Consider the following 26,594-nt stretch of genomic DNA (forward strand, 5'->3'; position numbering starts at 1 on the left):
CGCCGGCGCGTGTCGCCACCAAGGAATCGACGATGGATCTCGGCATCGAAGGAAAGACCGCGCTCGTGTGCGCGGCAAGCAAGGGGCTCGGTCGCGGCTGCGCGGAAGCGCTGGCCGCGGAGGGCGTGAACCTCGTGATCGTCGCGCGCACGCGCGACACGCTGGAGGAAGCCGCGGAGGAGATCCGCGCCGGCGCGAACGTGTCGGTGACCGCGGTCGCCTGCGACATCACGACGCCGGACGGGCGCGCCGCCGCGCTCGCCGCGTGCCCGCAGCCGGACATTCTCGTGACGAATGCGGGCGGCCCGCCGCCCGGCGACTTCCGCGACTTCTCGCACGACGACTGGATCCGTGCGCTCGAATCGAACATGCTGACGCCGATCGAGCTGATCCGCGCGACCGTCGACGGGATGATCGCGCGCCGCTTCGGCCGGATCGTCAACATCACCAGTTCGGCCGTGAAGGCGCCGATCGACGTGCTCGCGCTGTCGAACGGCGCGCGCTCGGGGCTGACCGGCTTCGTCGCGGGGCTGTCGCGCAAGGTCGCGGGGCAGGGCGTGACGATCAACAACCTGCTGCCGGGCCTGTTCGACACCGACCGGATCGCGACCACGCTCACCGCGTCGGCGAAGGCGCAGGGCGTGACGGTCGACGAGATGCGCGCGCGGCGCACGAAGGAGATCCCGGCCGGCCGCCTCGGCACGCGCCAAGAGTTCGGCGCGGCGTGCGCGTTCCTGTGCAGCGTGCATGCCGGCTACATCACCGGGCAGAACTGGCTGCTCGACGGCGGCGCGTATCCGGGCACGTTCTGACGCGCGCGTCCCGAATCACGATCACGACAACAACTGAACGACGAAGGAACCGGAGATGAGCAAACCCCGCATCGCATTGATTGCGCACGACGCGAAGAAGGACGAGATCGTCGCGCTCGCGGGCGAATACCGCGCGACGCTCGCGCAATGCCGGCTGGTCGCGACCGGCACGACGGGCGGCCGCATCGCGGACGCGCACGGGCTGGAGGTCGAGCGCAAGCTGTCGGGGCCGCTCGGCGGCGACCTGCAGATCGGCGCGGAACTGGCGGACGGCCGCGTGGACATCGTCGTGTTCCTGCGCGACCCGATGACCGCGCAGCCGCACGATCCCGACATCACCGCGCTCGTGCGCGCGTGCGACGTGCACGACGTGCCGGTCGCGACCAACGTCGCGACGGCGCGGATGCTGCTCGACGATCTGGCGCGGAACATGCAGGACGTTTGCTAGGCGGGGGGGCGGGCGCGATTGTCGTTGTCCGGCGTCGCCATGTTCGGCCACTACGGCAGGGTGACGCCGCGCGTCAAGGAGAGCGGTGTGGGTGACGCAGAATCCGGATACCACCGATTACCGTAGCGGCCAAAACCACATTTCGGATGCCGTCCAGTAGCAGTCTGAAGCACAGATGGCTCGGGCACCGTCGATCAGGTCGATATGCCCGCCACGCCCGTTCATGTATCCCGGAATGTTCCAGAAGGCCGCCATGCCCTTTCTGGAGGCGATGCCGGTCACGGCGTCGTCGCGCCGAAACACTTCGGCTTTGCCGAAATACGCCGGCTCGGCCAGCATCTTGGCCAGCTGGCTTGCCCCGCCTCGATTCGGCGCCCACGGTGCGGCCCTTTCTGAATGACCAGTCCGCCGCGCAACGTTATTCCGCTTTTGACAAGTGCCACGCTGATCCGGATGGCGCACGTATTCGCATACGACGGATTCTGGATCAGGTCTTGCCAGCCCAATTCCTGAAAAAGCGCTTCCCTCGAAGCGGTCTTGTTGCCTGGATAGTGGCTGCTCAGTATGGAGAACGGTGGTTTCAAGCGAGCGTTCCTCGGTTAGCGGCAAGGGAATTTTTGTCGTAAGGCGTGGGCAACCAACCTCGCTGCGCTTGCCTTCAGTGCGTCCCTCGGCAGTTGGCGGAGCGCGGCGAGCACTTCCGAATCGATTTCTCCCGGTTTGACGCGACCGTTGTCGCACCACGCCTTGCCCTCGGTCGCATCGGCGACCCCGGCCAGATACCCGGCCATCGCGTGGCGTTCGGCGTCGGCGTATGGACTGTTGTCCGATCGACTCACGCCGTCGAGTAGCCGGGTGCCGTCGACACGAGGAACCGCAGCCCCGGTTGCGCTGCCAATACTCGCTGACAACGACGCGACAACAAGCAAGTTCTGGACAAGAAAGCGTTTCATGGCGTGGGTTGGGCGAATTGGGCAAAGGGCAAAATAGCGCGCTCGTCATCTCATAAATGTGCGTGGCATGAATTCGAATTGCCGGCCGACCCGTGTCGATGTCGTCGGTTCCGGGAGCGCAGTACGACAACGCGGCACGAGAGACGCGTCTCGCACGGGCGCAAGGCCAAATTCGCAGTGCGGCCAACCTCGGTCAACGCGAACGGAGCGGAAATCCGTACGACCCAAAGGTCTTGATATGAACGTGACCAAGTGTGACCACGGCCCATACAATCCATTTCCCGCGAAAACCCTACCGATGTGAAGGGATTGCGACGACGCGCTGCGTGACTGGGCACGACGCGCGAGAATCCTCCGCTACGACCCGTGTTCACGTGCATCGCTGCAGACGCAATGTCGATGCATTCGCCGAACCGGATTTCCAGATTCCAGACAGAAGAGGAGCGAAACGATGCCTAAAGCAATCCGATACGACCAGCCGGGCGGCCCGGACGTGATGAAGTGGGTCGATGTCGAGGTCGGCGAGCCGAAGGCGGGTGAAGTCCGCATTCGGCAGCACGCGGTCGGGCTCAACTACATCGACGTGTATTTCCGCACCGGTCTTTATCCGCAGCCGCTGCCCGGCGGCCTCGGGATGGAGGCGGCGGGCGAGGTGACGGCCGTCGGCGAAGGCGTGACCGCGCTCAAGGCGGGCGACCGCGTCGCGTACGTCGGGCAGCCGCCGGGCGCGTATGCGCAGGAGCGCGTGATGCCGGCCGAGCGGCTCGTGAAGCTTCCGGACGGCATCAGCTACGACGACGCGGCGTCGGTGATGCTGCAGGGCCTGACCGCGCACTACCTGCTGCGCCGCACGTACCCGGTGAAGGCCGGCGACACGATCCTGATCCACGCGGCGGCCGGCGGCGTCGGCCTGCTGGTGTGCCAATGGGCGAAGGCGCTCGGCGCGACCGTGATCGGCACGGTCGGCTCCGACGAGAAAGCCGCGCTCGCGAAGGCGCACGGTTGCGACCATCCGATCGTCTATACACGCGAGAACTTCACGCAGCGCGTGAAGGAAATCACGAACGGCGCCGGCGTGCCCGTTGTCTACGACTCGATCGGCAAGGACACCTACATCGGCTCGCTCGACTGCCTCGCGCCGCTCGGCTACTTCGTCAGCTTCGGCAACGCGTCGGGCCCGCTGCCGGCAATCGATTCGAAGGAGTTCTCGTCGCGCGGCTCGCTGTTCTTCACGCGGCCGACGCTGTTCTCGTACATCGCGAAGCGCGCCGATCTCGAATCCGCGGCCGCCGAGCTGTTCGACGTGATCCTGTCGGGCAAGGTGAAAACCAGCATCAACCAGCGCTATCCGCTCGCGGAAGTCGGGCGCGCGCATGAAGATCTCGAAGCACGCAAGACCACCGGCTCGACGATCCTCGTTCCCTGATACATCCCTTCGTGCCGGCATCATGTCGGCACGCCCTCGCGGCGGGCGGCACCGGCGTGCCGCCCGTCCTGTCTCCCGTCCTGCCCGTCGTTCCGCCCACCGTTCCCCGCCGCCCGCGTTTACACGTTTTTTATACCCGCCCCGATACCTTTGACCCGTCCTTTACGTACGTTCCCATAAGGTTCTAGTCGTCTGATTTCGACGATGGAGAACACAAAAATGGATGGGGTTTTCATCGGCGCACTGGTGCTCTTCACCGCGCTGATCCTCGGTTTGGTTGCCGGTTGCGACAAGCTCGTGCAATACGGTCGCGGGGGGCGAGCATGACCTGGATGCTCTGGCTGGCGGGTGCCTCGACGGCCCTGCTGTTCGCGTATCTCGTCTTTGCGCTGCTGCGCGCGGAGGACATCGAATGAACGCGAACAACCTGTTTCAGATACTGCTCTTCGTCGTCGTGCTGCTGGCGGCGGCCGTGCCGGTCGCGCGCTACCTGTCCGCGGTGATGGACGGCAGTTCGCGCGTCGTGCGCGTGTTCGGGCCGCTCGAGCGCGCGCTGTACCGCATTGCAGGCGTCGATGCCGGCAGCGAAATGAACTGGAAGCAGTACGCGATCGCGACGATCGCGTTCAACGCGCTCGGCGCGCTGTTCCTCTACGGCCTGCTGCGCCTGCAGGGCTTCCTGCCCGGCAACCCGCAGCAATTCGGCGCGATGACGGTCGACGGCGCGTTCAACACGGCCGTCAGCTTCGTCACCAACACGAACTGGCAGGACTACACGCCCGAGCAGACCGTCAGCTACCTGACGCAGATGCTCGGCCTGACCGTGCAGAACTTCCTGTCGGCGGCAACCGGCATCGTCGTCGTGATCGCGCTGATCCGCGGCTTCGCGCGTCATACCGCGCAGACCATCGGCAACTTCTGGGTCGACCTCACGCGCGTGACGATGTACGTGCTCGTGCCGATGTCGATGATCGTCGCCGCGCTGCTGATGAGCCAGGGCGTGATCCAGAACATGAAGGCGTACCAGGACGTGCCGGTGCTGCAGGCGAGCACCTATGCGGCGCCGAAGCTCGACGCGCAGGGCAATCCGGTGAAGGACGACAAGGGCAACGCGGTCACGGTGCCGACCCCGCTCACGAAGCAGACGCTCGCGATGGGCCCGGTCGCGTCGCAGGAAGCGATCAAGATGCTCGGCACCAACGGCGGCGGCTTCTTCAACGCGAACTCCGCGCATCCGTACGAGAACCCGACACCGTTCGCGAACTTCCTGCAGATCTTCTCGATCCTGATCATCCCGGCCGCGCTGTGTCTCGTGTTCGGCCGGATGATCGGCGACCGCCGGCAGGGCATCGCGGTGCTCGCGGCGATGACGGTCGCGTTCGTGCTCGCGATCGGCGTCGAGGTGAGCGCCGAGCAGGGCGGCAACCCGACGCTCGCCGCGCTGCACGTCGACCAGTCGACGGGCGCGCTGCAGCCGGGCGGCAACATGGAAGGCAAGGAAACGCGCTTCGGGATCGCGCAGACCGGCATCTTCACGGTCGCGACGACGGCCGCGTCGTGCGGCGCGGTCGACACGATGCACGATTCGCTGACGCCGCTCGGCGGCCTCGTGCCGATGCTGCTGATGCAGCTCGGCGAGGTGATCTACGGCGGGGTCGGCTCGGGTCTCTACGGGATGCTCGTGTTCGCGCTGCTCGCGGTGTTCGTCGCCGGCCTGATGATCGGCCGCACGCCGGAATACGTCGGCAAGAAGATCGAGGCGTACGAGATGAAGATGGTGTCGATCGTCGTGCTGCTCACGCCGCTGCTCGTGCTGGTCGGCACGTCGATCGCCGTGCTCGCCGACGCAGGCAAGGCCGGCATCGCGAACCCGGGGCCGCACGGTTTCTCGGAAATCCTCTACGCGTTCAGCTCGGCGGCCAACAACAACGGCAGCGCGTTCGCGGGCCTGACGGTCGGCACGCCGTTCTACAACTGGATGACCGCGATCGCGATGTGGTTCGGCCGCTTCGGCACGATCGTGCCGGTGCTGGCGATCGCCGGCTCGCTGGCCGCGAAGAAGCGCATCGCGGTGACGAGCGGCACGCTGCCGACGCACGGTCCGCTGTTCGTCGTGCTGCTGCTCGGCACGGTGCTGCTGGTGGGCGCGCTGACCTACGTGCCGGCGCTCGCGCTCGGCCCGGGCGTCGAGCACCTGATGATGTGGCTGGGCGCATGACGCGCGGCGACACGTTGAAAAGACTCAAGAGATTGAAGAGATCGCAATGACTCAACATTCCGCAACACGGTCCATGTTCGATCCGGCGCTGCTGCGCCCGGCGATCGTGGACTCGTTCAAGAAACTCACGCCGCGCACGCAGTTCCGCAACCCGGTGATGTTCTGCGTGTACGTCGGCAGCATCCTGACCACGATCCTGTGGATCGCGGCGCTCGCCGGCCAGGCCGAGGCGCCCGCGGGCTTCATCCTCGCGATCGCGCTGTGGCTGTGGTTCACCGTGCTGTTCGCGAACTTCGCCGAGGCGCTCGCCGAAGGGCGCTCGAAGGCGCAGGCCGCGTCGCTGCGCAGTGCGAAGAAGGATGTGATGGCGAAGAAGCTCAACGAGCCGCATCCGAAGTCGCCGATCCGCATCACGACCGCGAGCGACCTGCGCCGTGGCGACGTCGTGCTGGTCGAGGCCGGCGACGTGATCCCGGCCGACGGCGAGGTGGTCGACGGTGTCGCGTCGGTCGACGAATCGGCGATCACCGGCGAATCCGCGCCGGTGATCCGCGAATCGGGCGGCGACTTCTCGTCCGTGACGGGCGGCACGCGCGTGCTGTCCGACTGGATCGTCGTCAAGGTCACCGCGAACCCCGGCGAGGCGTTCCTCGACCGGATGATCGCGATGGTCGAAGGCGCGAAGCGCAAGAAGACGCCGAACGAGATCGCGCTGACGATCCTGCTCGTCGCGCTGACGATCGTGATGCTGCTGGCAACGGCCACGCTGCTGCCGTTCTCGATGTTCTCGGTCGAGGCGATGAAGGCCGGCCACGTCGTGACGATCACCGCGCTCGTCGCACTGCTCGTGTGCCTGATCCCAACGACGATCGGCGGGCTGCTTTCCGCGATCGGCGTGGCCGGGATGAGCCGGATGATGCAGGCGAACGTGATCGCGACGTCGGGCCGCGCGGTCGAAGCGGCCGGCGACGTCGACGTGCTGCTGCTCGACAAGACCGGCACGATCACGCTCGGCAACCGCCAGGCATCGATGTTCGTGCCGGCGCCGGGCGTGACCGAGGAAGCGCTGGCCGATGCCGCGCAGCTGTCGTCGCTCGCCGACGAAACGCCGGAAGGCCGCAGCATCGTGGTCCTGGCCAAGGAACGTTTCAACATTCGCCAGCGCGACATGGCGCAGCTGCACGCGACGTTCATCGGCTTTTCCGCACAGACGCGCATGAGCGGCGTCGATCTCCCGGGTCGCGAAATCCGCAAGGGCGCGGCCGACGCGATCCGCCGCTACGTCGAGACGCACGGCAGCCGCTTTCCGGAAGAAGTGCGCCGCGCGGTCGACGAAGTCGCGCGCCGCGGCAGCACGCCGCTCGTCGTGGCCGACCTGCATGAAGGGGCGGCGCGCGTGCTCGGCGTGATCGAGCTGAAGGACATCGTGAAGGGCGGCATCAAGGAGCGCTTCGCGGAGCTGCGCAAGATGGGCATCAAGACCGTGATGGTGACGGGCGACAACCGGCTGACGGCCGCGGCGATCGCGGCGGAAGCGGGCGTCGACGATTTCCTCGCGGAAGCGACGCCGGAAACCAAGCTCGCGACGATCCGCGAGCACCAGGCGGCCGGCCGCCTCGTCGCGATGACGGGCGACGGCACCAACGACGCACCGGCGCTCGCGCAGGCCGACGTTGCCGTGGCGATGAACACCGGTACGCAGGCCGCGAAGGAAGCGGGCAACATGGTCGACCTCGACTCGAACCCGACGAAGCTGATCGAGATCGTCGAGATCGGCAAGCAGATGCTGATGACGCGCGGCTCGCTGACGACCTTCTCGATCGCGAATGACATCGCGAAGTACTTCGCGATCATCCCGGCCGCGTTCGTGACGACGTACCCGCAACTGCGCGTGCTCGACATCATGCACCTGACGTCGCCGGCCTCCGCGATCCTGTCGGCGGTGATCTTCAACGCGCTGATCATCGTCGCGCTGATCCCGCTCGCGCTGAAGGGCGTCACGTACCGGCCGCTCGGCGCCGCGTCGCTCCTGCGCCGCAACCTGCTGGTGTACGGCCTCGGCGGCGTGCTGCTGCCGTTCCCGTTCATCAAGCTGATCGACATGACGCTCGCTGCACTCGGCTGGGCCTGAACCGGCCGCCATTGAAGGAAACATCATGAAAACGTTGATTCGCCCGCTCGTCGTGCTCTTCGTCGTCCTGACCGCCGTGACGGGCCTCGCTTACCCGGCCGTGATGACCGTCTTCGGCCAGGCCGTGTTCCCGTCGCAGGCGAACGGCAGCCTGATCGAGAAGGACGGCAAGCCGGTCGGCTCCGCGCTGATCGGCCAGTCGTTCGATGCGCCGAAGTACTTCTGGGGCCGGCTGTCGGCCACCGCGCCGATGCCGTACAACGCGACCGGCTCCGGCGGCTCGAACCTCGGCCCGCTGAACCCGTCGCTCGCCGACCAGGTGAAGGGGCGCATCGCCGCGCTGCGCGACGCGGGCACCGACATGTCGAAACCCGTGCCGGTCGACCTCGTGACGGCGTCGGCGAGCGGCCTCGATCCGGAGATCACGCCGGCCGCCGCCGCGTACCAGGTCGAGCGCGTCGCGAAGGCGCGCAACCTGGCGCCCGATGCGGTCGCGCAACTGGTCGCCGCGAACACGACGGGCCGCCAGTTCGGCGTGCTCGGCGAGGCGCGCGTGAACGTGCTGAAGCTGAACCTCGCGCTCGACGCGGCGCAGGCCGCGCACTGAGCGCGTCCGGCAACTGGCGCCCGGCGCGGTCAGCCCCGCGCCGGGCGCGCCTTTTCCCGACGGCGCGTGCGCCGTCTTTGCCTTTTGCGGCGATTTGGAACAACAATGCTCGTACTCGCGCGCATCCGGGCGCTCCGCCTTTCTGACGCATGAATCGTCCCGATCCAGACCAACTCCTCGACAAGCTGCAACGTGACGAAGAAAAGCAGCGGCGCGGCCAGCTCAAGATCTTCTTCGGCGCATCGGCCGGTGTCGGCAAGACCTACGCGATGCTGCAGGCCGCGCGCCAGCGCCTGCAGGAAGGCGTCGACGTCGTCGTCGGCATCGTCGAGACCCACGGGCGCAGCGAGACCGCCGCACTGCTCGACGGTCTCGACGTGCTGCCGCTCGCGCGTTTCGACTACCGCGGCCGCACGCTCGCCGAATTCGATCTCGACGGCGCACTCGCGCGCCAGCCGCAACTGATCCTCGTCGACGAACTCGCGCATTCGAACGTACAGGGCGCACGGCACCTGAAGCGCTGGCAGGATGTGTACGAACTGCTCGACGCGGGCATCGACGTCTATACGACCGTCAACGTCCAGCACCTCGAAAGCCTGAACGACGTGGTCGGCGCGATCACCGGCATCCGCGTGTGGGAGACGGTGCCCGACCGCGTATTCGACGCGGCCGACGAAGTCACGCTCGTCGACCTGCCGGCCGAGGAACTGCTCGAGCGGATGCGCGACGGCAAGGTCTATCTCGCGCAGCAGGCCGAGCGCGCGGTGCGCAACTTCTTCCGCAAGGGCAACCTGATCGCGCTGCGCGAACTGGCGTTGCGGCGCACGGCCGATCGCGTCGACGCGCAGATGCGCGAATACCGCGCCGACCGCTCGATCCAGCGCATCTGGCAGGCGCGCGAACGGCTGCTCGTATGCGTCGGGCCGGGCCCCGAGGCGCCGACGCTCGTGCGCGCGGCCGCGCGGCTCGCCGCGAGCCTGAAGGCCGACTGGATCGCCGTTTATGTGGAGACGCCGCGGCTGCAGCGGCTGCCCGACGCGCGGCGGCAGCGCACGCTAGACGCGCTGAAGCTCGCCGCCGAACTCGGCGCGGAGACGGCCACGCTCGCGGGGGCCGACGCGGTCGCCGCGCTGATCGGCTATGCGAAGGTGCGCAACGTGTCGAAGATCGTCGCGGGCGGCTCGCCGAAGGTCGGGCTCGTGCGCCGCTTCGCGCGGCCGTTCGGCGAACAGCTCGCCGAACGCGCGGGCGACGTCGACCTGATGCTGATCCGTGCGTCCGCGAGCGACGAGGCGCGTGCCGCGCCGCTCGACGCGCGTGCGCGCGACTGGCGCGATGCGTTCGCGCAGTTCGGCACGCATCGCTCGCCGCCGCGGCACTACGCGTATGCGGCCGCGATCTGCGCGGCGATCACGGTCGTCGCGAGCCTCGTGTCCGAGCGGCTCGACCTCACGAACCTCGTGATGCTGTACCTGCTCGGCGTCGTGTTCTCGGCCGTGCGGCTCGGGCGCGGCCCGGGCGTGCTGCAGTCGTTCCTGTCGGTGGCCGCGTTCGATTTCTTCTTCGTGCCGCCGCGCATGTCGTTCTCGGTCAGCGACACGCAGTACCTGCTGACCTTCTTCGGGATGCTGCTGACGTCGCTCGTGATCAGCCACCTGACGTCGACGCTGACGCGCCAGGCGAGCGTCGCGCAGCGCCGCGAGCGCCGCACCGGCGCGATCTACGCGATGGCGCGCGAGCTGGGCGCGGCGCTGACGACCGAGCAGATCGTCGAGATCGGCAGCCGCCACGTGGGCGAGGTGTTCCGCGCGCGCGTCGCGTTCCTGCTGCCCGACAGCGCGGACAAGGTGCGGCAGAAGATCGAGGAGCCCGACGCGGCCGTCACGCTGACGGGCGCCGACCTCGACAGCGACGTCGGCCAGTGGGTGTACGACCAGCAGAAGCCGGCCGGTCGCGGCACGGATACCTTGCCCGCGACGGTCGCACTGTACCTGCCGCTGAAGGCGCCGATGCGCACGCGCGGCGTGCTCGCGGTCGCGTCACGCGAACCGCGCGAACTCGAGGTGCCCGAGCAGCAGCGGATGCTCGACGCATTCGCCGCGCAGATCGCACTCGCGCTCGAACGCGTGCACTACGTCGAGATCGCGCGCGACGCGCTCGTCAACATGGAATCCGAGCGGCTGCGCAACTCGCTGCTGTCGGCGATCTCGCACGACCTGCGTACGCCGCTCACGACGATCGTCGGGTTCTCGTCGATGCTCGCGAACGGACGCGCGGCCGCACAGGGCGGCGACGCCGCGGCGGCCGAGCGCTTCGCGCAGCGCGAGGGCGAACTCGTCGATGCGATTCACGACGAGGCGCTGCGGATGACGGGCATCGTCACGAACCTGCTCGACATGGCGCGGCTGCAGGCCGGCAGCCTGCAGCTCAAGCGCCAGTGGTCGCTGCTCGAGGAAACCGTCGGCGCGGCGCTCGCCGCGTGCAAGCGCGTGCTGTCGCGCCATCCCGCGCGCGTCGTGCTGCCGGCCGACCTGCCGCTCCTGCAGATGGACGCGGTGCTGATGGAACGCCTGTTCACCAACCTGTTCGAGAACGCGGCGAAGTACACGCCGCCCGATACGCCGCTCGAGATCGGCGCCGAGCGCGTGACCGACGACGGGCTGCCGTTCGTGCGCGTACATGTCGACGATCACGGCCCGGGCCTGCCGGCCGGCATGGAAACGCGGATCTTCGACAAGTTCACGCGCGGCGAGAAGGAATCGGCGACGCCGGGCATCGGGCTCGGCCTCGCGATCTGCCGCGCGATCGTCGAGGCGCACGGCGGTAAAATCGGCGCGCTCAACCGCACCGCGCCCGACGGCCACGTGACGGGCGCGCGCTTCTGGTTCACGCTGCCGGTCGAGACGCCGCCGGCCGCGCCTGCCGTATCCGACGACGAACCCGATGTGCCGGGTGCGTCGTCCCCATCCGAGTCATTGCCAGACCATGAGTGAACCCAGCCTGACCGTCGTCCTGATCGAGGACGAAAAGCAGATCCGCCGTTTCGTGCGCGCCGCGCTCGAGGAGGAGGACATCGCGGTGTTCGAGGCCGAGACGGGCAAGCAGGGGCTGATCGACGCGGCGACGCGCAAGCCCGATCTCGTGATCGTCGACCTGGGCCTGCCCGATACCGACGGCCTCGACGTGATCCGCGAACTGCGCGGCTGGTCCGAGGTGCCGGTGATCGTGCTGTCCGCGCGCACACAGGAGGAAGAGAAGGTCGCGGCGCTCGATGCGGGCGCCGACGATTACCTGACCAAGCCGTTCGGCGTGTCCGAACTGCGCGCGCGGATCCGCGCGCAACTGCGCCGGCGCAACCAGGGCGGCGCGAACGAGTCGCCGAAGGTGAGCTTCGGCACCGTGACGGTCGATCTTGCGCTGCGCCAGGTGTGGCGCGACGGGGAGATCGTGCACCTGACGCCGCTCGAGTACCGGTTGCTCGCCACGCTCGTGCGTCACGCGGGGCGCGTGCTCACGCACCGGCAGCTGCTGCGCGACGTGTGGGGGCCGTCGCACGTCGAAAGCCACCACTACCTGCGCATCTACATGGCGCACCTGCGCCAGAAGCTCGAGCGCGACCCGGCGCAGCCCGAGTACATCGTCACCGAGACGGGCGTCGGATACCGGCTCGTCGGCGCCGCATGACGGGCCCGGCCGGGCCGCGGCGGCGCACGTGCGCGTGACGTCGCGCGCCGGCAGGGTTGCGTCGGCGCGACAGTCCCGCGGCCGACGCGCGCGTTGCACACCCGGCGCTCAATCCCCGTTATCCTGACCGCTCCGCGAACGAAAACGAGGAGCGTGCAATGTCCGTCCGTCTGGTCGTCATCTGTGCGCTGGCGCTTGCCGCGTCTGGCGCGTTCGCCCAACCGCTGCCGCCCGGGCAGCAACCGTCGTCGTCCCAGCAGGCGATGGCCAATCCCGCATCGGTCAATTGCACCAAGCTCGGCGGCCACCACACGGTGCGCAACCTGTCGAGCGGGCAGGTCGGCATGTGCGTGTTCAAGGACGGCCGCGTGTGCGAGGAGTGGGCGCTGTACCGCGACGACCGCTGCGTCGGCGGCGCCACGCCGAAGCGCGTCTCGAACTGACCGGGCCCGCCCGGTCGCGCCCCCGGTCGGCCGCCGGCGAATCCGTAAGCATCTTGTTATACTCGGCGCCGCCCGGGGACGACCCCGGGACATTCGCTTCAACGGGGACGGCCCCATCCGATACGGAGTACGTCGGGATGGCGTGGGTATGGTTGTTGATTGCCGGTTTGCTGGAAGTGGCCTGGGCGGCCGGCCTGAAATCGTCGGACGGCTTCACGAAGCTCGGTCCGTCGGTGTTTACGATCGTGACGGCGCTGGCCAGCTTCGGGCTGCTCGCGGTCGCGATGCGCCAGTTGCCGCTCGGCACCGCATACGCGGTGTGGACGGGCATCGGCGCGGTCGGCGCGTTCGTGTTCGGCATCGTGATGATGGGCGAGGCGCTGACCGTCGCGCGTGTCGCGAGTGCCGCGCTGATCGTCGCGGGGCTGATCGGCCTCAAGCTGTCGTCGGCGGCCTGACGACTGCATCCGGGTGCGTCCGCGCCCGGGTGCCGCGCGGCGGAATTGCGCCGGCCGGCCGGCCGGCCTGTCTATAATGGAACGCATTCGGGCCTGAATACCGTCGTGCTTCTCGTGGCACGCGGTGCCGGTCGCCACGCGCCGCGCGGCCGGTCTGTCCGACCCGATCCGGTCAATCGGCAAAGCGCACGGAAAGTGCAAGGAGAGGGCCATGATCGAAGCGATTTCGCTCGGCGCGGGGCTCGCGTGGGCGAGCGGCCTGCGCCTGTACCTGACGGTGCTGATCGCCGGCCTGCTGGCGCGGTTCGGCTGGCTGCACCTGCCCGACACGCTGGCCGTCCTGATGTCGCCGTGGGTCATCGGTGCCGCGGCCGTGCTCACCGTCACCGAATTCCTTGCCGACAAGATCCCCGCGTTCGACTCGCTGTGGGATGCCGTGCACACCTTCATCCGCATTCCGGCCGGCGCCGTGCTCGCGGCCGGCGCGCTCGGCCATGCCGACCCGACCGTGCTCGCGGTCGCGGGGCTCGCCGGCGGTTCGCTCGCCGGTGCCGCACACGTGGCGAAAGCCGGCACACGCGCGCTGATCAACCTGTCTCCCGAACCGATTTCGAACTGGGTCGCATCGTCGACCGAGGACGGCCTCGTGGTCGGCGGGCTGGTGCTCGCGTTCTTCGTTCCGCTCGCGTTCCTGGTGCTGCTCGCCGCCTTCATCGCGGCTTCTGCGTGGGCGCTCCCGCGCCTGTGGCGGGGTGTGTCGGGCGGCTTTCGCGGCATGGCGAACCACATGGTGTCGCGGCTGAACTCGATCGGGGGGAAGCGCGATTGAAGGGGCGGCAACACGCGGCGCAGCCGCCCGCCGGGCAACCCGGCCATGAGATGCGTGCGCATGCCGGCCGCTTCGGCCTGCGCGACCTGATCCGCCAGGCCGCCCGCATGACCGCGCGCGACTGGCGCGCGGGCGAACTGACGCTGCTCGTCCTTGCACTGGTACTCGCGGTCGCGGCGCTGACGAGCGTCGGTTTCCTCGCCGACCGGCTGCGCCAGGGGCTCGAGCGCGACGCGCGCCAGATGCTCGGCGCCGATTTCGTCGTGCGGGCCGACCGCCCTGTCGATCCGTCGTTCGACCGGCAGGCTCGCGCGCTCGGCCTGCGTACCGCGACGACCGCGATCTTCCCGAGCATGATCGCGTCCGCCACGGGCGGGCAGGCAGGCGATGCCGCGCCGTCGCGCCTCGCGGCCGTGAAGGCCGTGTCGCCCGGCTATCCGTTGCGCGGCGCGGTCGAGATCCTGCCGGCCGGTGCCTCTGTCTCGCAGAAGGCCGACGGGATTCCCGCGCCGGGCACCGTATGGGCCGATCCGGCGCTGCTCGATGCGCTGCACCTGAAGGCGGGCGATACGGTGCGCGTCGGGTTGCGCACGTTCAAGGTCGCCGCATCGATCTCCCGTGAACTCGATCGCGGGTTTTCGTTCGTCAATTTTTCGCCGCGGCTGATGATGCGCGCGGACGAACTCGCCGCGACGGGGCTCACGGGCTACGGCAGCCGGGTCACGTACCGGCTGCTGGTCGCCGGCGACCAGCAGGCCGTCGCGCGCTTCGAAGCGTATGCGCACGCACGCGTCGACGGCGGGAAGCTGCGCGGTGCCGGTCTCGAGTCGCTGCAGGAAGGCCAGCCGCAGGTGCGGCAGACGCTGGATCGCGCGCGCCACTTCCTGACGCTCGTCGCGCTGCTCACCGCGCTGCTCGCGGCGGTCGCGATCGCGATGGCCGCGCAGCGCTACATGCGGCGCCACCTCGACGGCTGCGCGACGATGCGCTGCCTCGGCGTGAGCCGCCGCACGCTCGGCGCGTTGTTCGCGCTCGAATTCGCCGGCATCGGCGTCGTATCCGGCGCCGCAGGCGCGGTGCTTGGTTACGGCGGCCACTGGGCGTTGCTGGCCGCGCTCGGCGGACTGATCGACGTGGTGCTGCCGCCGCCCACGCCGTGGCCGGCGCTGATCGGCGTGGGCGCCGCGCTCGTGCTGCTGCTCGGCTTCGCGCTGCCGCCGCTCGTGCCGCTCACGCGCGTGCCGCCGGTGCGCGTGCTGCGGCGCGAGTGGGGCGACGCGTCGCGCACCGCGTGGGCCGCGTATGCGATCGGCGTCGTGCTGTTCGCGGGGCTGCTGATCGTGGCTGCGGGCAACCTGAAGCTCGGGCTGATCGTCGCGGGCGGTTTCGCCGGCGCGCTGGTCGGTTTCGCGCTGATCGCGCGGCTCGTGCTGTTCGCCGCCGCGCGGGCGGTGCGCAACGCACGTGTGGCCGCGGGCGTCGGCTGGCGTTACGCGCTCGCGTCGCTGCACCGGCGCGGCACGGCCAGCGCGCTGCAGATCACCGCGCTGGCGCTCGGCCTGATGTGCCTGCTGTTGATCGCGATCACGCGCAACGACCTCGTTGCGGGCTGGCGGCAGTCGACGCCGCCCGATGCGCCGAACCAGTTCCTGATCGACATCCAGCCCGACCAGCGTGTCGACGTCGCCGCGTATCTGACCGCGCACGGCGTGCGCGACGCGGTGCCCGCGCCGATGGTGCGCGGCCGCCTTGTCGCGATCAACGGCAAACCGGTGAATCCGGATGCCTACCCGTCCGACGAGGCCCGCCGGCTCGTCGACCGCGAGTTCAACCTGTCTTATACGACCGAGCTGCCGTCCGACAACCGGATCGTCGAAGGCGACTGGTTCGGCACCGCGGCCACGCCGCAGATCTCGATCGAGGCCGGTCTCGCGAAGACGCTGAACGTGAAGCCGGGCGACGTGCTGCGCTTCGACGTGACGGGGCTGACGGTCGACGCGCCGATCACGAGCGTGCGCAAGCTCGACTGGGGCTCGTTCCGCGTCAATTTCTTCGTGCTGATGCCGCCGCCGGTGCTGAAGGATTTCCCGGCCGTGTACCTGACGAGCTTCCATCTGCCGGCCTCTAACGCCGCGCTGCTCGATCCGCTGATCGCGCGCTACCCGAACCTGACCGCGATTGACGTCGCGCCGATCCTCGCGCAGTTGCAGCGGATGATGCTGCAGGTGGTCGGTGCGGTGCAGTTCCTGTTCGCGTTCACGCTCGCGGCCGGCGTGCTCGTGCTCTACACGGCGCTGGCCGGCACGCGCGACGAACGGGTGCGCGAGGCTGCGCTGCTGCGCGCGCTGGGCGCATCGCGGGCGCAGGTCAATGCGGTGCAGCGCGCGGAATTCATCGTGGTCGGTGTGCTGGCCGGCGCGCTGGCTTCGGCGGGCGCGATCGCGGTCGGCTGGGTGCTCGCGTCGCGTGTGTTCGACTTTCAGCTCGCCGTCGATCCGTGGCTCGTGCCGGCCGGTATCGCGGCCGGCGTCGCGTGCGCCGGTGCGGCCGGCTGGCTGAGCCTGCATAATGTGCTGCGGCGCCCCGCGCTGCAGTCGCTGCGCGACGCATGAGCGTCGCCGGCGGCCCCGAAGATCCCGTTTTCCGACTATCCGTATGACCGATGTGAATGACGATGCGCCGTCGCAGCCGACGGCGTTCGAACTCGTGGGCGGCGAAGCCCGCGTGCGCGAAATGGTGGACCGCTTTTACGACCTGATGGACCTGGAGCCCGAGTTCGCGCAGATTCGCGCGCTGCACCCGGCGTCGCTCGACGGTTCGCGCGACAAGCTGTTCTGGTTCCTGTGCGGGTGGCTCGGCGGCCCCGACCACTACATCAGCCGGTTCGGCCATCCGCGGCTGCGCGCGCGGCACCTGCCGTTCCCGATCGCGTCGGTCGAGCGCGATCAGTGGCTGCGCTGCATGGCGTGGGCGATGGAGGATGTCGGATTGCCCGAACCGCTGCGCGAGCGGCTCATGCATTCGTTCTACGATACGGCCGACTGGATGCGCAACCGGCCCGGTTGACCGACCGGTACGCCGCTGCACGCGCGCGGGCGATTTGCGTCTGGGCGCGCGCACCGCGTGGCGCGACACTGGCCGCTTCTCCCGATCGATACGAGGTTTGCCCGATGACGACACAAGCGCTGTTTCGCGAAGACGCGTACCTGACGCAATGCGACGCGGTCGTTCTGGCCGTCGGCGAAGACGGCATCCGGCTCGACCGCACCGTGTTCTATCCGCTCGGCGGCGGCCAGGCCGGCGACACCGGCACGCTGACGCTGCCCGACGGCAGCACGATCGCGATCGCCGATACGCGCAAGGCGAAGTTCGACGGCGCGACACCCGACGATGCCGTGCACGTGCCCGCACCGGGGCAGGAGGCGCGTGTCGCGGCGCTCGTGCCCGGCACGCGCGTCGCGGCGGAGATCGACTGGCTGCGCCGCTACCGCCACATGCGCCTGCATACGGCCGCGCACCTGATGTGCGCGGTGCTGCCGTACGCGGTCGACGGCTGCAGCGTGACGGCCGACTATGTCCGCCTCGATTTCGCGACGTCCGACCCGATCGACCGCGACGATGTCGAGCGGCGCCTCGCGGGCCTGGTGGTCGGCGCGCACCCGGTCACGACCGAGTGGATCACCGACGACGAGATGGCCGGGCGGCCGGACCTCGTGCGCACGATGAGCGTGAAGCCGCCGATGGGCCTCGGCCGGGTGCGGCTGCTGCGCATCGGGCATGTCGACCTGCAGCCGTGCGGCGGCACGCATGTGCGCAACACGGCCGAAATCGGCGAGCTGCGAATCGCGAAACTGGAAAAGAAGAGCGCGCGCACCCGGCGCCTCGTCCTGGAGTTTGCATGACGATCGACACCATCCACGCAGGCACGGCGGCGCTCGATCCGCATGCGCGGGAGATCCTGGATTTCTGGTTCGGCGAGCCGGGCTCGGCCGAATTCGGGCAGGCGCGCAAGGTCTGGTTCAACGGCGGGGCGGCGTTCGACGACGTGCTGCGCACACGCTATGGCGCGTTGCTCGACGCTGCGTGCGACGGCGGATGCGATCACTGGGCCGGCTCGCCGCCGGGTGCGCTTGCGTTGATCGTCGTGCTCGACCAGTTCTCCCGCAACATCCATCGCGGTACGCCGCGCGCGTTTGCCGCCGACCCGAAGGCGCTCGCGCTTGCACGCCGCGTGGTCGCGGCCGGCTGGGACGCGCAGTTGCCGAGCGGACATCACCGCGCGTTTGCGTATCTGCCGTTCGAGCACGACGAGTCGGTCGAGAGCCAGCGCGAGGCCGTGCGCCTGTGCGCGGGCATTCGCGACGAGGCAGGGTGCGAAAGCTATCACCGCTTCGCATTGCTGCATGCGGCGGTCGTCGAGCGCTTCGGCCGCTTTCCGCACCGGAACGCGATTCTCGGACGCGAGTCGAGCGACGAGGAAACGGCGTTTCTTCGCGAGCCCGGTTCGTCGTTCTGAAGATTCGCGCAGTCGCGCGACAAGGGGAGGAGGCAGCTCCGCGGCGTCGCGCGGCCACCGTGTCAGCCGGGCGCGCCGGTCGGCGGCGCGCGTTTCCCGGCGGCTGTTCGCGTGTCAGGCGGCGGTGTTCGCCGTTCCACGCATGGCACGAGGGGGCGCACGACGGTGCGCCGCGCCGCCCTCCATCACTGCAGGTGCTGCTCGGGCGTGCGCACGTACACGCGCAGCAGTTCGTCGTTGTCGCCCGGGCGCGCGCCCGACCAGAACAATTTCCATTCGCTGCCCGGCGCCGGATCGACGGCTCGCACACCCTGGACGATCATCCAGGTGCAGCGCGTCGTTTTCGCGTCGTCGATCGGCGTGTGCTGGATGCCGGAGAAGTAGTACAGCATCGGCGCTTCCGATTCGCCGAGCCCGTGCAGGCTCGCCATGCAGTCGCCGTCGTTCCATTCGAGCGCGAGATGCGCGTTCAGGTCGTCGAACACCGAGCGGTAGCTCTTCGCGACGTCGAGCCACGGCAGGAGCAGCGTGTAGATGAGCCCCCATGCGACGAGCGCGCCGGCGCCCCACGACAGTGCGCCGCGCCAGAGGCCCGTCGCGCGCAGCTTCGGCAGCAGCGTGAGCCAGCCGACCGTCAGCACGAGCGCGCCGGTCACGAGCGCGGGTTCGATCGGCATCGTCCAGTCGAGCGGCAGCCAGCGGCCGAGCGGCGCCAGATCCGCGCGCGACGCGGCCGGATCGGCCATCACTGCCCAGATTGCCCAGGCGAGCGCCGCGGCCGTGCCGAACAGGATGCGGCTCAGGTAATCCCACGCGAGATGCAGCCGGCGCGGCAGGCGTTCGATGGCCTGCGCGGCGACCAGCGCGAGCGGCGCGAAGAACGGCAGGATGTAGAGCTGGCGCGACGTCGCGGACACTTGCAGCACGGCGAGACCGATGCCGGTGAACAAGACGGGCAGCGCGACGCGCGGCGTCCGCCAGTCGCGCCACACGCCGCGCGCGAGCGCGACGATCGCGAGCGGCGCGACCGGGAAGCCGACGAGCAGGAACGCGCGGAGGATGAAGAACGGCTTGTCGTTTTCCGCGCCCAGTTCGGGGACGGAGAAGCCGAAGAAGCGGCCGACGTTGTTATCCCAGAACCACGTCATGAACAGCGTCTCGGAGCGCATGAACAGCGCGGTCGGCCAGATGAGCGCGAACGGCGCGAACACGAGCGCGGCGATGCCGAGCGCGCGCGCGAACGAGCGGGTGCGGCAGGCCGGATAGAGCACCAGCGCGCCGACGAGCGAGGCCGCGAACACGAGCGGCACGAACAGGCCCTTCGCCATCAGCGCAATGCCGACGCCCGCGCCGAAGATCGGTGCGGCCCAGCGGCCCGACGGTCGGACCGGCAGGCCGTGGCGCATCTGCTGCGCGCGCGCGACGTGCTGCATCACGAGTTCGAGCAGCCCGCTGAAGCCGATTGCCGTGCCGGCGAACAGCGCGACGTCGGTCATCATGTCGTGCACGTGCTTGATGACGACGAGCGTGCCCGCGCTCAACACGACGGGGCCGATCACGCGCAGGTCGAACCAGGTGTCCGCGCGGCTGGCGACGCGCGCCGTGCGTGCGATGAAGCCGAACGCGAGCGCGGCGAACAGCGCGCTCGCGAGTCGTGCCGCATCGTGCAGCGGCATCACGCGCTGCAGCAGCCATGCGAGGCTGGTCGCGACCCACGCGTAAAGCGGCGGCTTTTCCATGAACGGCAGGCCGGCATTGGTCGGCACGACGAAGTCGCCCGTCTCGAGCATGTGCTGGATGATCCCGAACGTGTAGGTTTCGTCCTGTTTCCAGGGATCGTGACCGAGTACGCCCGGCAGCACATACGCGCAGATCAGCGCGGCGACGAACAGCCATGCGCGCCAGCCGAGCAGGAGCGAGCGCTCGTGCGTGGCGCTGGTTGCGACGGTCGAGGCGGCGTCGGGCGTGCCGGCGACGTCGAGCGTTGCGGTGAGGTCGGTGTCGGCGATCGAGCGGGTGTGCTGAGCCGGGGCGGGCACAGACGTGCGTCGCCGGCTGGGCGCTGCGGTTCCGGGCATGGAAAAGATCTCGGGTCGAGTCGAGCCGGTCCGGCGACATGGGCAGGACCGATTAGGGCCACATCAGGGGATAACGGACAGGTGTTGATGAGGTCTGTCTGAATGCCCGCTAGTAGACCACGGAATTATTACGAGAGTTTACTCGTAGCGTCACGGAATTGTGGAGATTTGTGGTGTCGTGACGACTGATCGTCTCGGGCGGCGGTTTTTGCTGCGCCGCAGTATGGTTTTACCGGCCGCCGCCGACGTCGAGCAGGGCACCCGTCGTGTAGGACGCCGCGTCGCCAAGCAGCCAGACGATCGCTTCGGCGATCTCCCTCGCTTCGCCCGCGCGGCCGAGCGGCGTCGTTGCGCCGAGGCGGGCCGCACGGCCCGGCTGGCCGCCGCTCGCGTGAATTTCGGTCTCGATCAGGCCGGGGCGTACCGCGTTGACGCGCACGCCGTGCGGGCCGAGTTCCTTCGCAAGACCGATCGTCAGCGAATCGACCGCGCCCTTCGAGCCCGCGTAGTCGACGTATTCGTTCGGCGAGCCGAGCCGGGAGGCGATCGACGACACGTTGACGATCGCGCCGCCGCGGCCGCCACGGTCGGTGGACAGCCGGCGCGCCGCTTCGCGCGCGCACAGGTACGCGCCGAGCACGTTGGTGTCGAACATCCGCCGCAGCCGGTCGGCCGGCATGTCGGCGAGCGGCATCGACGGCGCGACGATGCCCGCGTTGTTGACGAGCGCGTCGAAGCGACCGAATGCGGCCGTGACGGTGTCGAACATCGCGACGACGTCGGCTTCGTTCGCGACGTCGCCCGCGACGACGCAGGCACGGCCGCCCGCGTCGCGGACGGCCTGCGCGGTGAGTTCGGCCGCCGCCGCGTCGCGCGCGTAGTTGATGCCGACATCCCAGCCGCGCCCGGCCGCGAGCACGGCGGTCGCGCGGCCGATGCCACGGCTCGCGCCGGTGATGAGGACGGCCTTGCGGTCGGACGGTGCGGTCATCGCGTGCGGGTTCCGGTGACGGTTACTTGGCCGCGTCGGGCGCCCACTTGTCGCGGGCGGGCGGCTGGTAGCGACGCAGTCGCTCGATCAGTTCGACGGGTTCGGATTCGACGCACAGCGCGTCGAAATAGGCCGGACGCATGAAGCCTTCGTCGACCGTATGGCGCAGCAGCGCGATCAACGGATCGTAGAACGAATCGATGTTGTAGACCGCGACGGGCTTGCGGTGATAACCGAGCTGCGCCCACGTGTAGACCTCGAAGAGCTCTTCGAGCGTGCCGGCGCCGCCGGGCATCGCGACGAACGCGTCGGAGAGGTCGGCCATCATTTTCTTGCGGTGGTGCATGTCGGGCACGACGTGCAGTTCCGACAGCCCCGTATGGCCGACTTCCTTGTCGACGAGCAATTCGGGGATCACGCCGACCGCACGGCCGCCGGCCGCCATCACTTCGTCGGCGATCACGCCCATCAGGCCGACGCGGCCGCCGCCGTAGACGAGCGTGAGGCCCGCATCGACGAGCGCGCGGCCGAATGCGCGCGCGGCGTCGGCATAGATGGGCCGGACGCCGGACGACGAGCCGCAGTAAACACAGACTGCCTTCATTGCTTGGAATCCTTGGCGGGGGCCTGCCCGGTGACGACGGGGCTGTCTGCCGGGCGCGGCGAACCGTCGCGCGGCGGCAGGTAGTCGGTGAACTGGCGCTTCGGCAGCTTGCCGGAGACCAGGTCGTCGAACAGCTGGCGCGAACGGCCGCGCAGGTACGGTGCCATCACGGAGATCACGTGCATGCTGACCTGGTGCAGTTCCTCGCGGATCGCGTCCTGGTCGTTGTACTTGCGCGGATGCATCACGTACTGATACGACAGCCAGTACGTCGAAATGACGGCCATGTTGGTGGCGATGACCTCGATCTCGGCGGGTGTCGCGACCATCTCGGCGTCGGACACGAGCAGCTCGCACATGTCGCGCGCGAAGCGCACCTTGTGGCTGATGATCTGCTTGAAGTGCGTCTCGAGCGTGCGATTGCGCGCGAGCAGGTCGTTGAGGTCGCGATACAGGAACCGGTAGGTCCACATGAAATCGGCCATGTACTGCAGGTACGACCAGGTTTCGTCGATCGTCGGACGGTGATCTTCGGGAAAGCGCAGCCGCCGTTCGATCTGCTGCTCGAACTGCGCGAAGATGCTGTTGATGATGTCGTCCTTGTTGCGGAAATGGTAGTACAGGTTGCCTGGACTGATTTCCATTTCCTCGGCGATCGTCGTGGTCGTGACGTTCGGCTCGCCGATCTCGTTGAAGAGTTTCAACGACAACTCGAGAATCCGTTCGCGGGTGCGGCGGGGAGGTTTCGCTTCCATGTCGTCCGGCCCTGTGTGTGCCGGACTGGCGGGCGCTGCAATCGATGCTGCGTGATTCGTCCGGCGCGGGTTGCTGTTCTATGTCTAGCGGACGATTATAAACCGGGGTTTCGCCACATCGGGCGCATTTCGTGTGCGCGGCCCCGTACGGCGCATGGTGCAGCGCCGCACGCGGGCGGTGCGCGGCGCGTGCGCCCGATGCGCGTCTAGAAGCCCAGCCAGTGTGCGACGACCGGGCCGAGCACGAAGGCCCACGTCGTCACGCACGCGAACAGCGCGACCGTCACGGCCGCGCTGCCGAGGTCCTTCGCACGCTTGGAGAGTTCGTGGCGTTCGAGCGAGATGCGGTCGATCGCGGCCTCGACGCTCGAGTTCAGCAGCTCGACGATCAGCACGAGCAGCACCGACGCGATCAGCAGTGCGCGCGAGGCGGCCGGCACCGGCGCAAACGCGCCGATCGGGAGCATCAGCGCGGCGAGCGTGAGTTCCTGGCGAAACGCGCTCTCCTCGCGGATCGCGACGCGAAAGCCGTTCAGCGAATGCTTGAGCGCGTACCAGGCGCGCGTGATGCCGCGGTGGCGCTTGTACGGGTTCGGCGGCAACGGCGTCAGCCGATCGTCGGGGCCGAGCGGCTCGTGCGCGTGCACGTCCGCATCGGCATGCGGCTCATCCTCGTCGAACGGACGGTGCCGTTGCGGCTTGGCGTCGGGGGGCGGGGACTTGTCGTTCAGGTCTCGTTTCAAACGGCGGCACCTTCTGCTGGCGAGTACGCGGTCTTCGGCAGCGGCTTCAGATGCGACGCGAACTGCTCGGACGCCGCGCGCCACGAAAAGCGTTCGGCCCATGCGCGCGCAGTCGCGCGTTCGATCTTCAGCGCTTCGAGGCAGGCTTCCTGCAGGTCCTCGTGCATCGCGCCGGCGTCGCCTTCGCCGAGCACGTCGATCGGGCCCGTCACGGGATACGCGGCAACCGGCGTGCCGCAGGCGAGCGCCTCGAGCAGCACGAGGCCGAACGTGTCGGTGCGACTCGGGAACACGAACACGTCGGCCGCAGCATACACCTTCGCGAGCTCGGCCTGTGACAGCACGCCGAGATAGTTTGCCTCCGGATAACGCGACTTCAGCTCCGCGAGCGCGGGACCTTCGCCGGCGACCCATTTCGAGCCGGGCAGGTCGAGGCGCAGGAACGCCTCGACGTTCTTCTCGATCGCGACGCGGCCGACATAGAGGAAGATCGGCCGCGCGGTATTGAGCACCTTCGATTCCATCGGCCGGAACACGTCGAGGTCGACGCCGCGGGTCCACAGCACCACGTTCGTGAAGCCGAATTTCTCGAGGTCCTGCTTGACGACCGGCGTCGGCGCCATCACCGCGAGCGACGGGCCGTGGAACCAGTGCAGGAAGCGGTAGGTCGCCGCGAGCGGGATGCCGAAGCGCGCCTGCACGTACTCCGGAAAGCGCGTGTGATACGCGGTCGTGTACGGCAGCTTGCGCGAACGTGCATAGCGCCGCGCGGCGAGGCCGAGCGGGCCTTCGGTCGCGATGTGCAGCGCGTCGGGGGCGAACGCGTCGATCCGCGCGCGCAGCTTGCGGTACGGCAGGATCGACAGGCGGATCTCGGGGTAGGTCGGGCAGGGCACCGTGCGGAATTCCAGCGGCGTCAGCAGTTCGACGCGGTGGCCGAGCGCGGTGAGCTCGCGCGACGTGCTCTTCAGCGTGCGCACGACGCCGTTGACCTGCGGTTCCCACGCGTCGGTGACGATCATGATCTTCATCGCGGCAATGTCCTGTAGGTGCGGTTGCGTCAGGCAGTGGCCTTGGCCTTGCGCGACGTGGTGTCCGACGGTGCGGTGCGCATCACCGTCCAGTAGACGATCTTCAGTTCGCCTTCCATCGTTTCGACGAGTGCGGACAGGCTCTCGACCCAGTCGCCGTCGTTGCAGTACAGCACGCCGTCGATGTCGCGGATCTCCGCCTTGTGGATGTGCCCGCACACGACGCCGTCGCAGCCGCGGCGACGCGCCTCGTCGGTCATCACGGTCTCGAACTGCGAGATGAAGTTGACGGCGTTCTTGACCTGGTGCTTCAGGTACTGCGACAGCGACCAGTACTGGAAGCCGAGCCGGCTGCGGATCCGGTTGAACCAGCGGTTCAGCACGAGGATCAGCGTGTAGAGCGTGTCGCCGAGGTACGCGAGCCATTTCGCGTGCTGGATCACGCCGTCGAACAGGTCGCCGTGCACGATCCACAAACGTTTGCCTGCGAGCGTCGTGTGGAACGCCTCGCCGCGCACCTGGATGTCGCCGAACGCGAGGTCGCAGAACTGCCGCGCGCCTTCGTCGTGGTTGCCCGGGATGTAGACGACCTGCGTCCCCTTGCGTGCCTTGCGCAGGATCTTCTGCACGACGTCGTTGTGCGCCTGCGGCCAGTACCAGCCCTTTTTCAGTTGCCAGCCGTCGATGATGTCGCCGACGAGGTACAGGTACTCCGAATCGTTGTGGCGCAGGAAGTCGAGCAGGTACGGCGCCTGGCAGCCGCTCGAACCGAGGTGGATGTCGGACAGCCAGATCGTGCGGTAGCGATGCGCGGACGAGTCGGGGTCGTCATGCTGCGTGGCATGACCGGCAGGCGGTTCTTGCGACACCAGCCCGTCGGTTGCGGCGGAACCGGACAGGAAGGCGGTGGCGGCGCGGGCGCCGAGAGGTTGACGGAACAGGGAGGTCGCAGACGTTTTCTGGCCCATGCATGACTCGCGCCGGTTGACATTACCGGCATTCCGCCATGCGGGCGTGACTGTGCCGTGACAGTCACGAGACGTTCTTATTACGGCCGCTGCAAGGTGTTTAGCAATGAATGCCGGGACGTTGTGTGGCCTGCCGTACCGAACGTCCGGCGCTTGTCCGGCAAGGTTGCCGGGCCGGGGGGGCGCCTCGGCGACGTGCTTTCGTCTGGTGAATGCGGTGCGTCAGCGCTTCAACGCGTCTGCGCGTCAGCGCGGAATGGCGACGATGCGCGTGCGTGCGATCCGGTCGTGCGGAAACTGCCGGCCGGCATGCAGCCGGGCCGCGCCGGCCCACACGACGATCCACGCGGCGGTGAGCGCGAGCGTGACGGGTACCGACAGGCCGAGGAGCGGATGCAGTGCGAGCGGCGGCAGGAACCACAGCCAGCCGAGCGCATAGCGGACGAGCGCGTGGCCCGCGCTCAGCGGCCGGCCGCTCGACGATTCGAGCCGCAGCCGCCACGTTTTCATCGGCAGCGTCTGGCCGCCGTGGGTCCAGAACCAGACGAAGTACGCGCCGACCACGAGCGCGATCCAGGCGGCGAGCAGGTTGTGATGGACGAGGCCGTTGCGCTGCTGCGTCGCGAGGCTGAACGCGAGCCCGGCGAAGAACACCACGCCGAACAGCAGCACGCCTTCGTAGAGCAGCGCGGCGAGACGCCGCCGCACGGACGGCGCGGCGGCCGGGGTTTCGGAGGCGCGGGCGTTCGCCACGGCCGCTCAGGAGCCCTTGAACAGCGAGGGGGCGTCGGCGGGCGACACCGGTGCCACGGCGGCCGGCGCGGATGCGGTGCCGGCCGTCGACGACGCGGGCACCGGCGGCGTGACCGCGGCCGGGACGGGCGCCGGCGCGGTGGCTG

27 protein-coding genes are annotated in these 26,594 nt (G+C 68.7%); 17 read left to right on the plus strand and 10 right to left on the minus strand.

The window, feature by feature from the left end:
* The first annotated feature begins 32 nt into the window (after positions 1–32).
* Positions 33–812, plus strand: a complete 780-nt coding sequence (locus L810_RS25045) for an SDR family oxidoreductase (protein ID WP_042976090.1) — start codon at positions 33–35, stop codon at positions 810–812.
* A gap of 55 nt (positions 813–867) precedes the next feature.
* Positions 868–1,260, plus strand: coding sequence for a methylglyoxal synthase (locus tag L810_RS25050; RefSeq protein ID WP_042976092.1), 393 nt, complete (start codon positions 868–870; stop codon positions 1,258–1,260).
* 117 nt (positions 1,261–1,377) lie between these two features.
* Here L810_RS25050 and L810_RS45595 read toward each other — a convergent pair whose 3' ends face one another.
* Together L810_RS45595 and L810_RS25060 are read right to left on the minus strand one after the other, a co-directional pair.
* The gene (locus L810_RS45595) at positions 1,378–1,599 is read right to left on the minus strand and encodes a hypothetical protein (protein ID WP_021161101.1); all 222 of its coding nucleotides are present in this window, start codon (positions 1,597–1,599) and stop codon (positions 1,378–1,380) included.
* A 260-nt stretch (positions 1,600–1,859) separates the two neighbouring features.
* Positions 1,860–2,213 carry a Rap1a/Tai family immunity protein gene (locus L810_RS25060; RefSeq protein ID WP_051392316.1) on the minus strand — a complete coding sequence of 118 codons (354 nt, stop codon included), beginning with the start codon at positions 2,211–2,213 and terminating at the stop codon, positions 1,860–1,862.
* A 451-nt stretch (positions 2,214–2,664) separates the two neighbouring features.
* On the opposite strand from L810_RS25060, the gene L810_RS25065 reads away from it, so the two are divergent.
* From L810_RS25065 to L810_RS25135, 15 genes are all read left to right on the plus strand, one after another.
* Positions 2,665–3,639, plus strand: coding sequence for a quinone oxidoreductase family protein (locus tag L810_RS25065; RefSeq protein WP_021161103.1), 975 nt, complete (start codon positions 2,665–2,667; stop codon positions 3,637–3,639).
* Positions 3,640–3,843: 204 nt separating this feature from the next.
* Positions 3,844–3,966, plus strand: a complete 123-nt coding sequence (locus L810_RS49225) for a hypothetical protein (RefSeq protein ID WP_021161104.1) — start codon at positions 3,844–3,846, stop codon at positions 3,964–3,966.
* On the plus strand, positions 3,963–4,055 hold the full coding sequence (kdpF, locus tag L810_RS25075; protein WP_006752209.1) for a K(+)-transporting ATPase subunit F: 93 nt from the start codon (positions 3,963–3,965) through the stop codon (positions 4,053–4,055). Before L810_RS49225 ends, kdpF begins: the two co-directional genes overlap by 4 nt.
* Positions 4,052–5,857, plus strand: a complete 1,806-nt coding sequence (gene kdpA, locus L810_RS25080) for a potassium-transporting ATPase subunit KdpA (RefSeq protein WP_021161106.1) — start codon at positions 4,052–4,054, stop codon at positions 5,855–5,857. Before kdpF ends, kdpA begins: the two co-directional genes overlap by 4 nt.
* Before the next feature lie 46 nt (positions 5,858–5,903).
* Positions 5,904–7,988: a potassium-transporting ATPase subunit KdpB gene (gene kdpB / locus L810_RS25085; protein WP_042976095.1), complete on the plus strand. Its 2,085-nt coding sequence runs from the start codon at positions 5,904–5,906 to the stop codon at positions 7,986–7,988.
* A gap of 25 nt (positions 7,989–8,013) precedes the next feature.
* Entirely contained in the window at positions 8,014–8,595 is a 582-nt protein-coding gene (kdpC, locus tag L810_RS25090; RefSeq protein ID WP_021161108.1) for a potassium-transporting ATPase subunit KdpC, read from the plus strand.
* A 149-nt stretch (positions 8,596–8,744) separates the two neighbouring features.
* Complete coding sequence (locus L810_RS25095) at positions 8,745–11,588, plus strand: DUF4118 domain-containing protein (RefSeq protein WP_021161109.1); 2,844 nt, start codon at positions 8,745–8,747, stop codon at positions 11,586–11,588.
* A complete protein-coding gene (gene kdpE / locus L810_RS25100) occupies positions 11,581–12,279 on the plus strand; it encodes a two-component system response regulator KdpE (RefSeq protein ID WP_027786844.1) in 699 nt (232 codons plus the stop codon). Before L810_RS25095 ends, kdpE begins: the two co-directional genes overlap by 8 nt.
* 158 nt (positions 12,280–12,437) lie before the next feature.
* A complete protein-coding gene (locus L810_RS25105; RefSeq protein WP_021161111.1) occupies positions 12,438–12,722 on the plus strand; it encodes a putative hemolysin in 285 nt (94 codons plus the stop codon).
* 137 nt (positions 12,723–12,859) lie between these two features.
* Positions 12,860–13,180 (plus strand): quaternary ammonium compound efflux SMR transporter SugE, encoded by a 321-nt coding sequence (gene sugE / locus L810_RS25110; RefSeq protein WP_021161112.1) that lies wholly within the window; start codon positions 12,860–12,862, stop codon positions 13,178–13,180.
* Between the two features lie 211 nt (positions 13,181–13,391).
* A complete protein-coding gene (locus tag L810_RS25115; protein WP_021161113.1) occupies positions 13,392–14,009 on the plus strand; it encodes a DUF4126 domain-containing protein in 618 nt (205 codons plus the stop codon).
* A 50-nt stretch (positions 14,010–14,059) separates the two neighbouring features.
* Positions 14,060–16,621 carry an ABC transporter permease gene (locus L810_RS25120; protein WP_051392317.1) on the plus strand — a complete coding sequence of 854 codons (2,562 nt, stop codon included), beginning with the start codon at positions 14,060–14,062 and terminating at the stop codon, positions 16,619–16,621.
* Between the two features lie 43 nt (positions 16,622–16,664).
* Positions 16,665–17,075, plus strand: coding sequence for a group II truncated hemoglobin (locus tag L810_RS25125; protein WP_006398765.1), 411 nt, complete (start codon positions 16,665–16,667; stop codon positions 17,073–17,075).
* Between the two features lie 104 nt (positions 17,076–17,179).
* The gene (locus L810_RS25130; protein WP_042976103.1) at positions 17,180–17,911 is read left to right on the plus strand and encodes an alanyl-tRNA editing protein; all 732 of its coding nucleotides are present in this window, start codon (positions 17,180–17,182) and stop codon (positions 17,909–17,911) included.
* A complete protein-coding gene (locus L810_RS25135; protein WP_021161114.1) occupies positions 17,908–18,525 on the plus strand; it encodes a DUF924 family protein in 618 nt (205 codons plus the stop codon). The genes L810_RS25130 and L810_RS25135 overlap by 4 nt, the downstream gene beginning before the upstream one ends.
* 185 nt (positions 18,526–18,710) lie before the next feature.
* On the opposite strand, the gene L810_RS25140 is transcribed toward L810_RS25135, so the two are convergent.
* From L810_RS25140 to L810_RS25175, 8 genes are all read right to left on the minus strand, one after another.
* Positions 18,711–20,603 (minus strand): ArnT family glycosyltransferase, encoded by a 1,893-nt coding sequence (locus L810_RS25140; RefSeq protein ID WP_042976104.1) that lies wholly within the window; start codon positions 20,601–20,603, stop codon positions 18,711–18,713.
* A gap of 229 nt (positions 20,604–20,832) precedes the next feature.
* The gene (locus tag L810_RS25145; protein WP_021161117.1) at positions 20,833–21,594 is read right to left on the minus strand and encodes an SDR family oxidoreductase; all 762 of its coding nucleotides are present in this window, start codon (positions 21,592–21,594) and stop codon (positions 20,833–20,835) included.
* Between the two features lie 22 nt (positions 21,595–21,616).
* Positions 21,617–22,198 (minus strand): TIGR00730 family Rossman fold protein, encoded by a 582-nt coding sequence (locus L810_RS25150; protein ID WP_021161118.1) that lies wholly within the window; start codon positions 22,196–22,198, stop codon positions 21,617–21,619.
* A complete protein-coding gene (locus L810_RS25155; protein ID WP_021161119.1) occupies positions 22,195–22,953 on the minus strand; it encodes a TetR/AcrR family transcriptional regulator in 759 nt (252 codons plus the stop codon). Before L810_RS25155 ends, L810_RS25150 begins: the two co-directional genes overlap by 4 nt.
* A 206-nt stretch (positions 22,954–23,159) precedes the next feature.
* The gene (locus tag L810_RS25160; RefSeq protein ID WP_042976105.1) at positions 23,160–23,696 is read right to left on the minus strand and encodes a diacylglycerol kinase; all 537 of its coding nucleotides are present in this window, start codon (positions 23,694–23,696) and stop codon (positions 23,160–23,162) included.
* The gene (locus L810_RS25165) at positions 23,693–24,727 is read right to left on the minus strand and encodes a glycosyltransferase family 4 protein (RefSeq protein WP_027786855.1); all 1,035 of its coding nucleotides are present in this window, start codon (positions 24,725–24,727) and stop codon (positions 23,693–23,695) included. Before L810_RS25165 ends, L810_RS25160 begins: the two co-directional genes overlap by 4 nt.
* 29 nt (positions 24,728–24,756) lie before the next feature.
* Positions 24,757–25,695: a UDP-2,3-diacylglucosamine diphosphatase gene (locus tag L810_RS25170; protein WP_021161120.1), complete on the minus strand. Its 939-nt coding sequence runs from the start codon at positions 25,693–25,695 to the stop codon at positions 24,757–24,759.
* Between the two features lie 246 nt (positions 25,696–25,941).
* Positions 25,942–26,448: an RDD family protein gene (locus L810_RS25175; RefSeq protein ID WP_021161121.1), complete on the minus strand. Its 507-nt coding sequence runs from the start codon at positions 26,446–26,448 to the stop codon at positions 25,942–25,944.
* Positions 26,449–26,594 lie beyond the last annotated feature (146 nt).

Origin of the sequence: Burkholderia sp. AU4i (assembly GCF_000466765.1) — a bacterium.
GTDB lineage: Bacteria > Pseudomonadota > Gammaproteobacteria > Burkholderiales > Burkholderiaceae > Burkholderia > Burkholderia cepacia.

Coding starts and splice junctions, on each gene's coding strand:
- L810_RS25125 (WP_006398765.1), top strand. CDS start 16,665: ATGACCGATGTGAATGACGATGCGCCGTCGCAGCCGACGGCGTTCGAA.
- kdpF (WP_006752209.1), top strand. CDS start 3,963: ATGACCTGGATGCTCTGGCTGGCGGGTGCCTCGACGGCCCTGCTGTTC.
- L810_RS45595 (WP_021161101.1), bottom strand. CDS start 1,599: ATGCTGGCCGAGCCGGCGTATTTCGGCAAAGCCGAAGTGTTTCGGCGC.
- L810_RS25170 (WP_021161120.1), bottom strand. CDS start 25,695: ATGGGCCAGAAAACGTCTGCGACCTCCCTGTTCCGTCAACCTCTCGGC.
- L810_RS25140 (WP_042976104.1), bottom strand. CDS start 20,603: ATGCCCGGAACCGCAGCGCCCAGCCGGCGACGCACGTCTGTGCCCGCC.
- L810_RS25065 (WP_021161103.1), top strand. CDS start 2,665: ATGCCTAAAGCAATCCGATACGACCAGCCGGGCGGCCCGGACGTGATG.
- L810_RS25165 (WP_027786855.1), bottom strand. CDS start 24,727: ATGAAGATCATGATCGTCACCGACGCGTGGGAACCGCAGGTCAACGGC.
- L810_RS25115 (WP_021161113.1), top strand. CDS start 13,392: ATGATCGAAGCGATTTCGCTCGGCGCGGGGCTCGCGTGGGCGAGCGGC.
- L810_RS25155 (WP_021161119.1), bottom strand. CDS start 22,953: ATGGAAGCGAAACCTCCCCGCCGCACCCGCGAACGGATTCTCGAGTTG.
- L810_RS25145 (WP_021161117.1), bottom strand. CDS start 21,594: ATGACCGCACCGTCCGACCGCAAGGCCGTCCTCATCACCGGCGCGAGC.
- sugE (WP_021161112.1), top strand. CDS start 12,860: ATGGCGTGGGTATGGTTGTTGATTGCCGGTTTGCTGGAAGTGGCCTGG.
- L810_RS25060 (WP_051392316.1), bottom strand. CDS start 2,213: ATGAAACGCTTTCTTGTCCAGAACTTGCTTGTTGTCGCGTCGTTGTCA.
- L810_RS25120 (WP_051392317.1), top strand. CDS start 14,060: ATGCGTGCGCATGCCGGCCGCTTCGGCCTGCGCGACCTGATCCGCCAG.
- L810_RS25135 (WP_021161114.1), top strand. CDS start 17,908: ATGACGATCGACACCATCCACGCAGGCACGGCGGCGCTCGATCCGCAT.
- L810_RS25105 (WP_021161111.1), top strand. CDS start 12,438: ATGTCCGTCCGTCTGGTCGTCATCTGTGCGCTGGCGCTTGCCGCGTCT.
- L810_RS25045 (WP_042976090.1), top strand. CDS start 33: ATGGATCTCGGCATCGAAGGAAAGACCGCGCTCGTGTGCGCGGCAAGC.
- L810_RS49225 (WP_021161104.1), top strand. CDS start 3,844: ATGGAGAACACAAAAATGGATGGGGTTTTCATCGGCGCACTGGTGCTC.
- kdpA (WP_021161106.1), top strand. CDS start 4,052: ATGAACGCGAACAACCTGTTTCAGATACTGCTCTTCGTCGTCGTGCTG.
- L810_RS25150 (WP_021161118.1), bottom strand. CDS start 22,198: ATGAAGGCAGTCTGTGTTTACTGCGGCTCGTCGTCCGGCGTCCGGCCC.
- L810_RS25050 (WP_042976092.1), top strand. CDS start 868: ATGAGCAAACCCCGCATCGCATTGATTGCGCACGACGCGAAGAAGGAC.
- kdpC (WP_021161108.1), top strand. CDS start 8,014: ATGAAAACGTTGATTCGCCCGCTCGTCGTGCTCTTCGTCGTCCTGACC.
- L810_RS25130 (WP_042976103.1), top strand. CDS start 17,180: ATGACGACACAAGCGCTGTTTCGCGAAGACGCGTACCTGACGCAATGC.
- kdpB (WP_042976095.1), top strand. CDS start 5,904: ATGACTCAACATTCCGCAACACGGTCCATGTTCGATCCGGCGCTGCTG.
- kdpE (WP_027786844.1), top strand. CDS start 11,581: ATGAGTGAACCCAGCCTGACCGTCGTCCTGATCGAGGACGAAAAGCAG.
- L810_RS25095 (WP_021161109.1), top strand. CDS start 8,745: ATGAATCGTCCCGATCCAGACCAACTCCTCGACAAGCTGCAACGTGAC.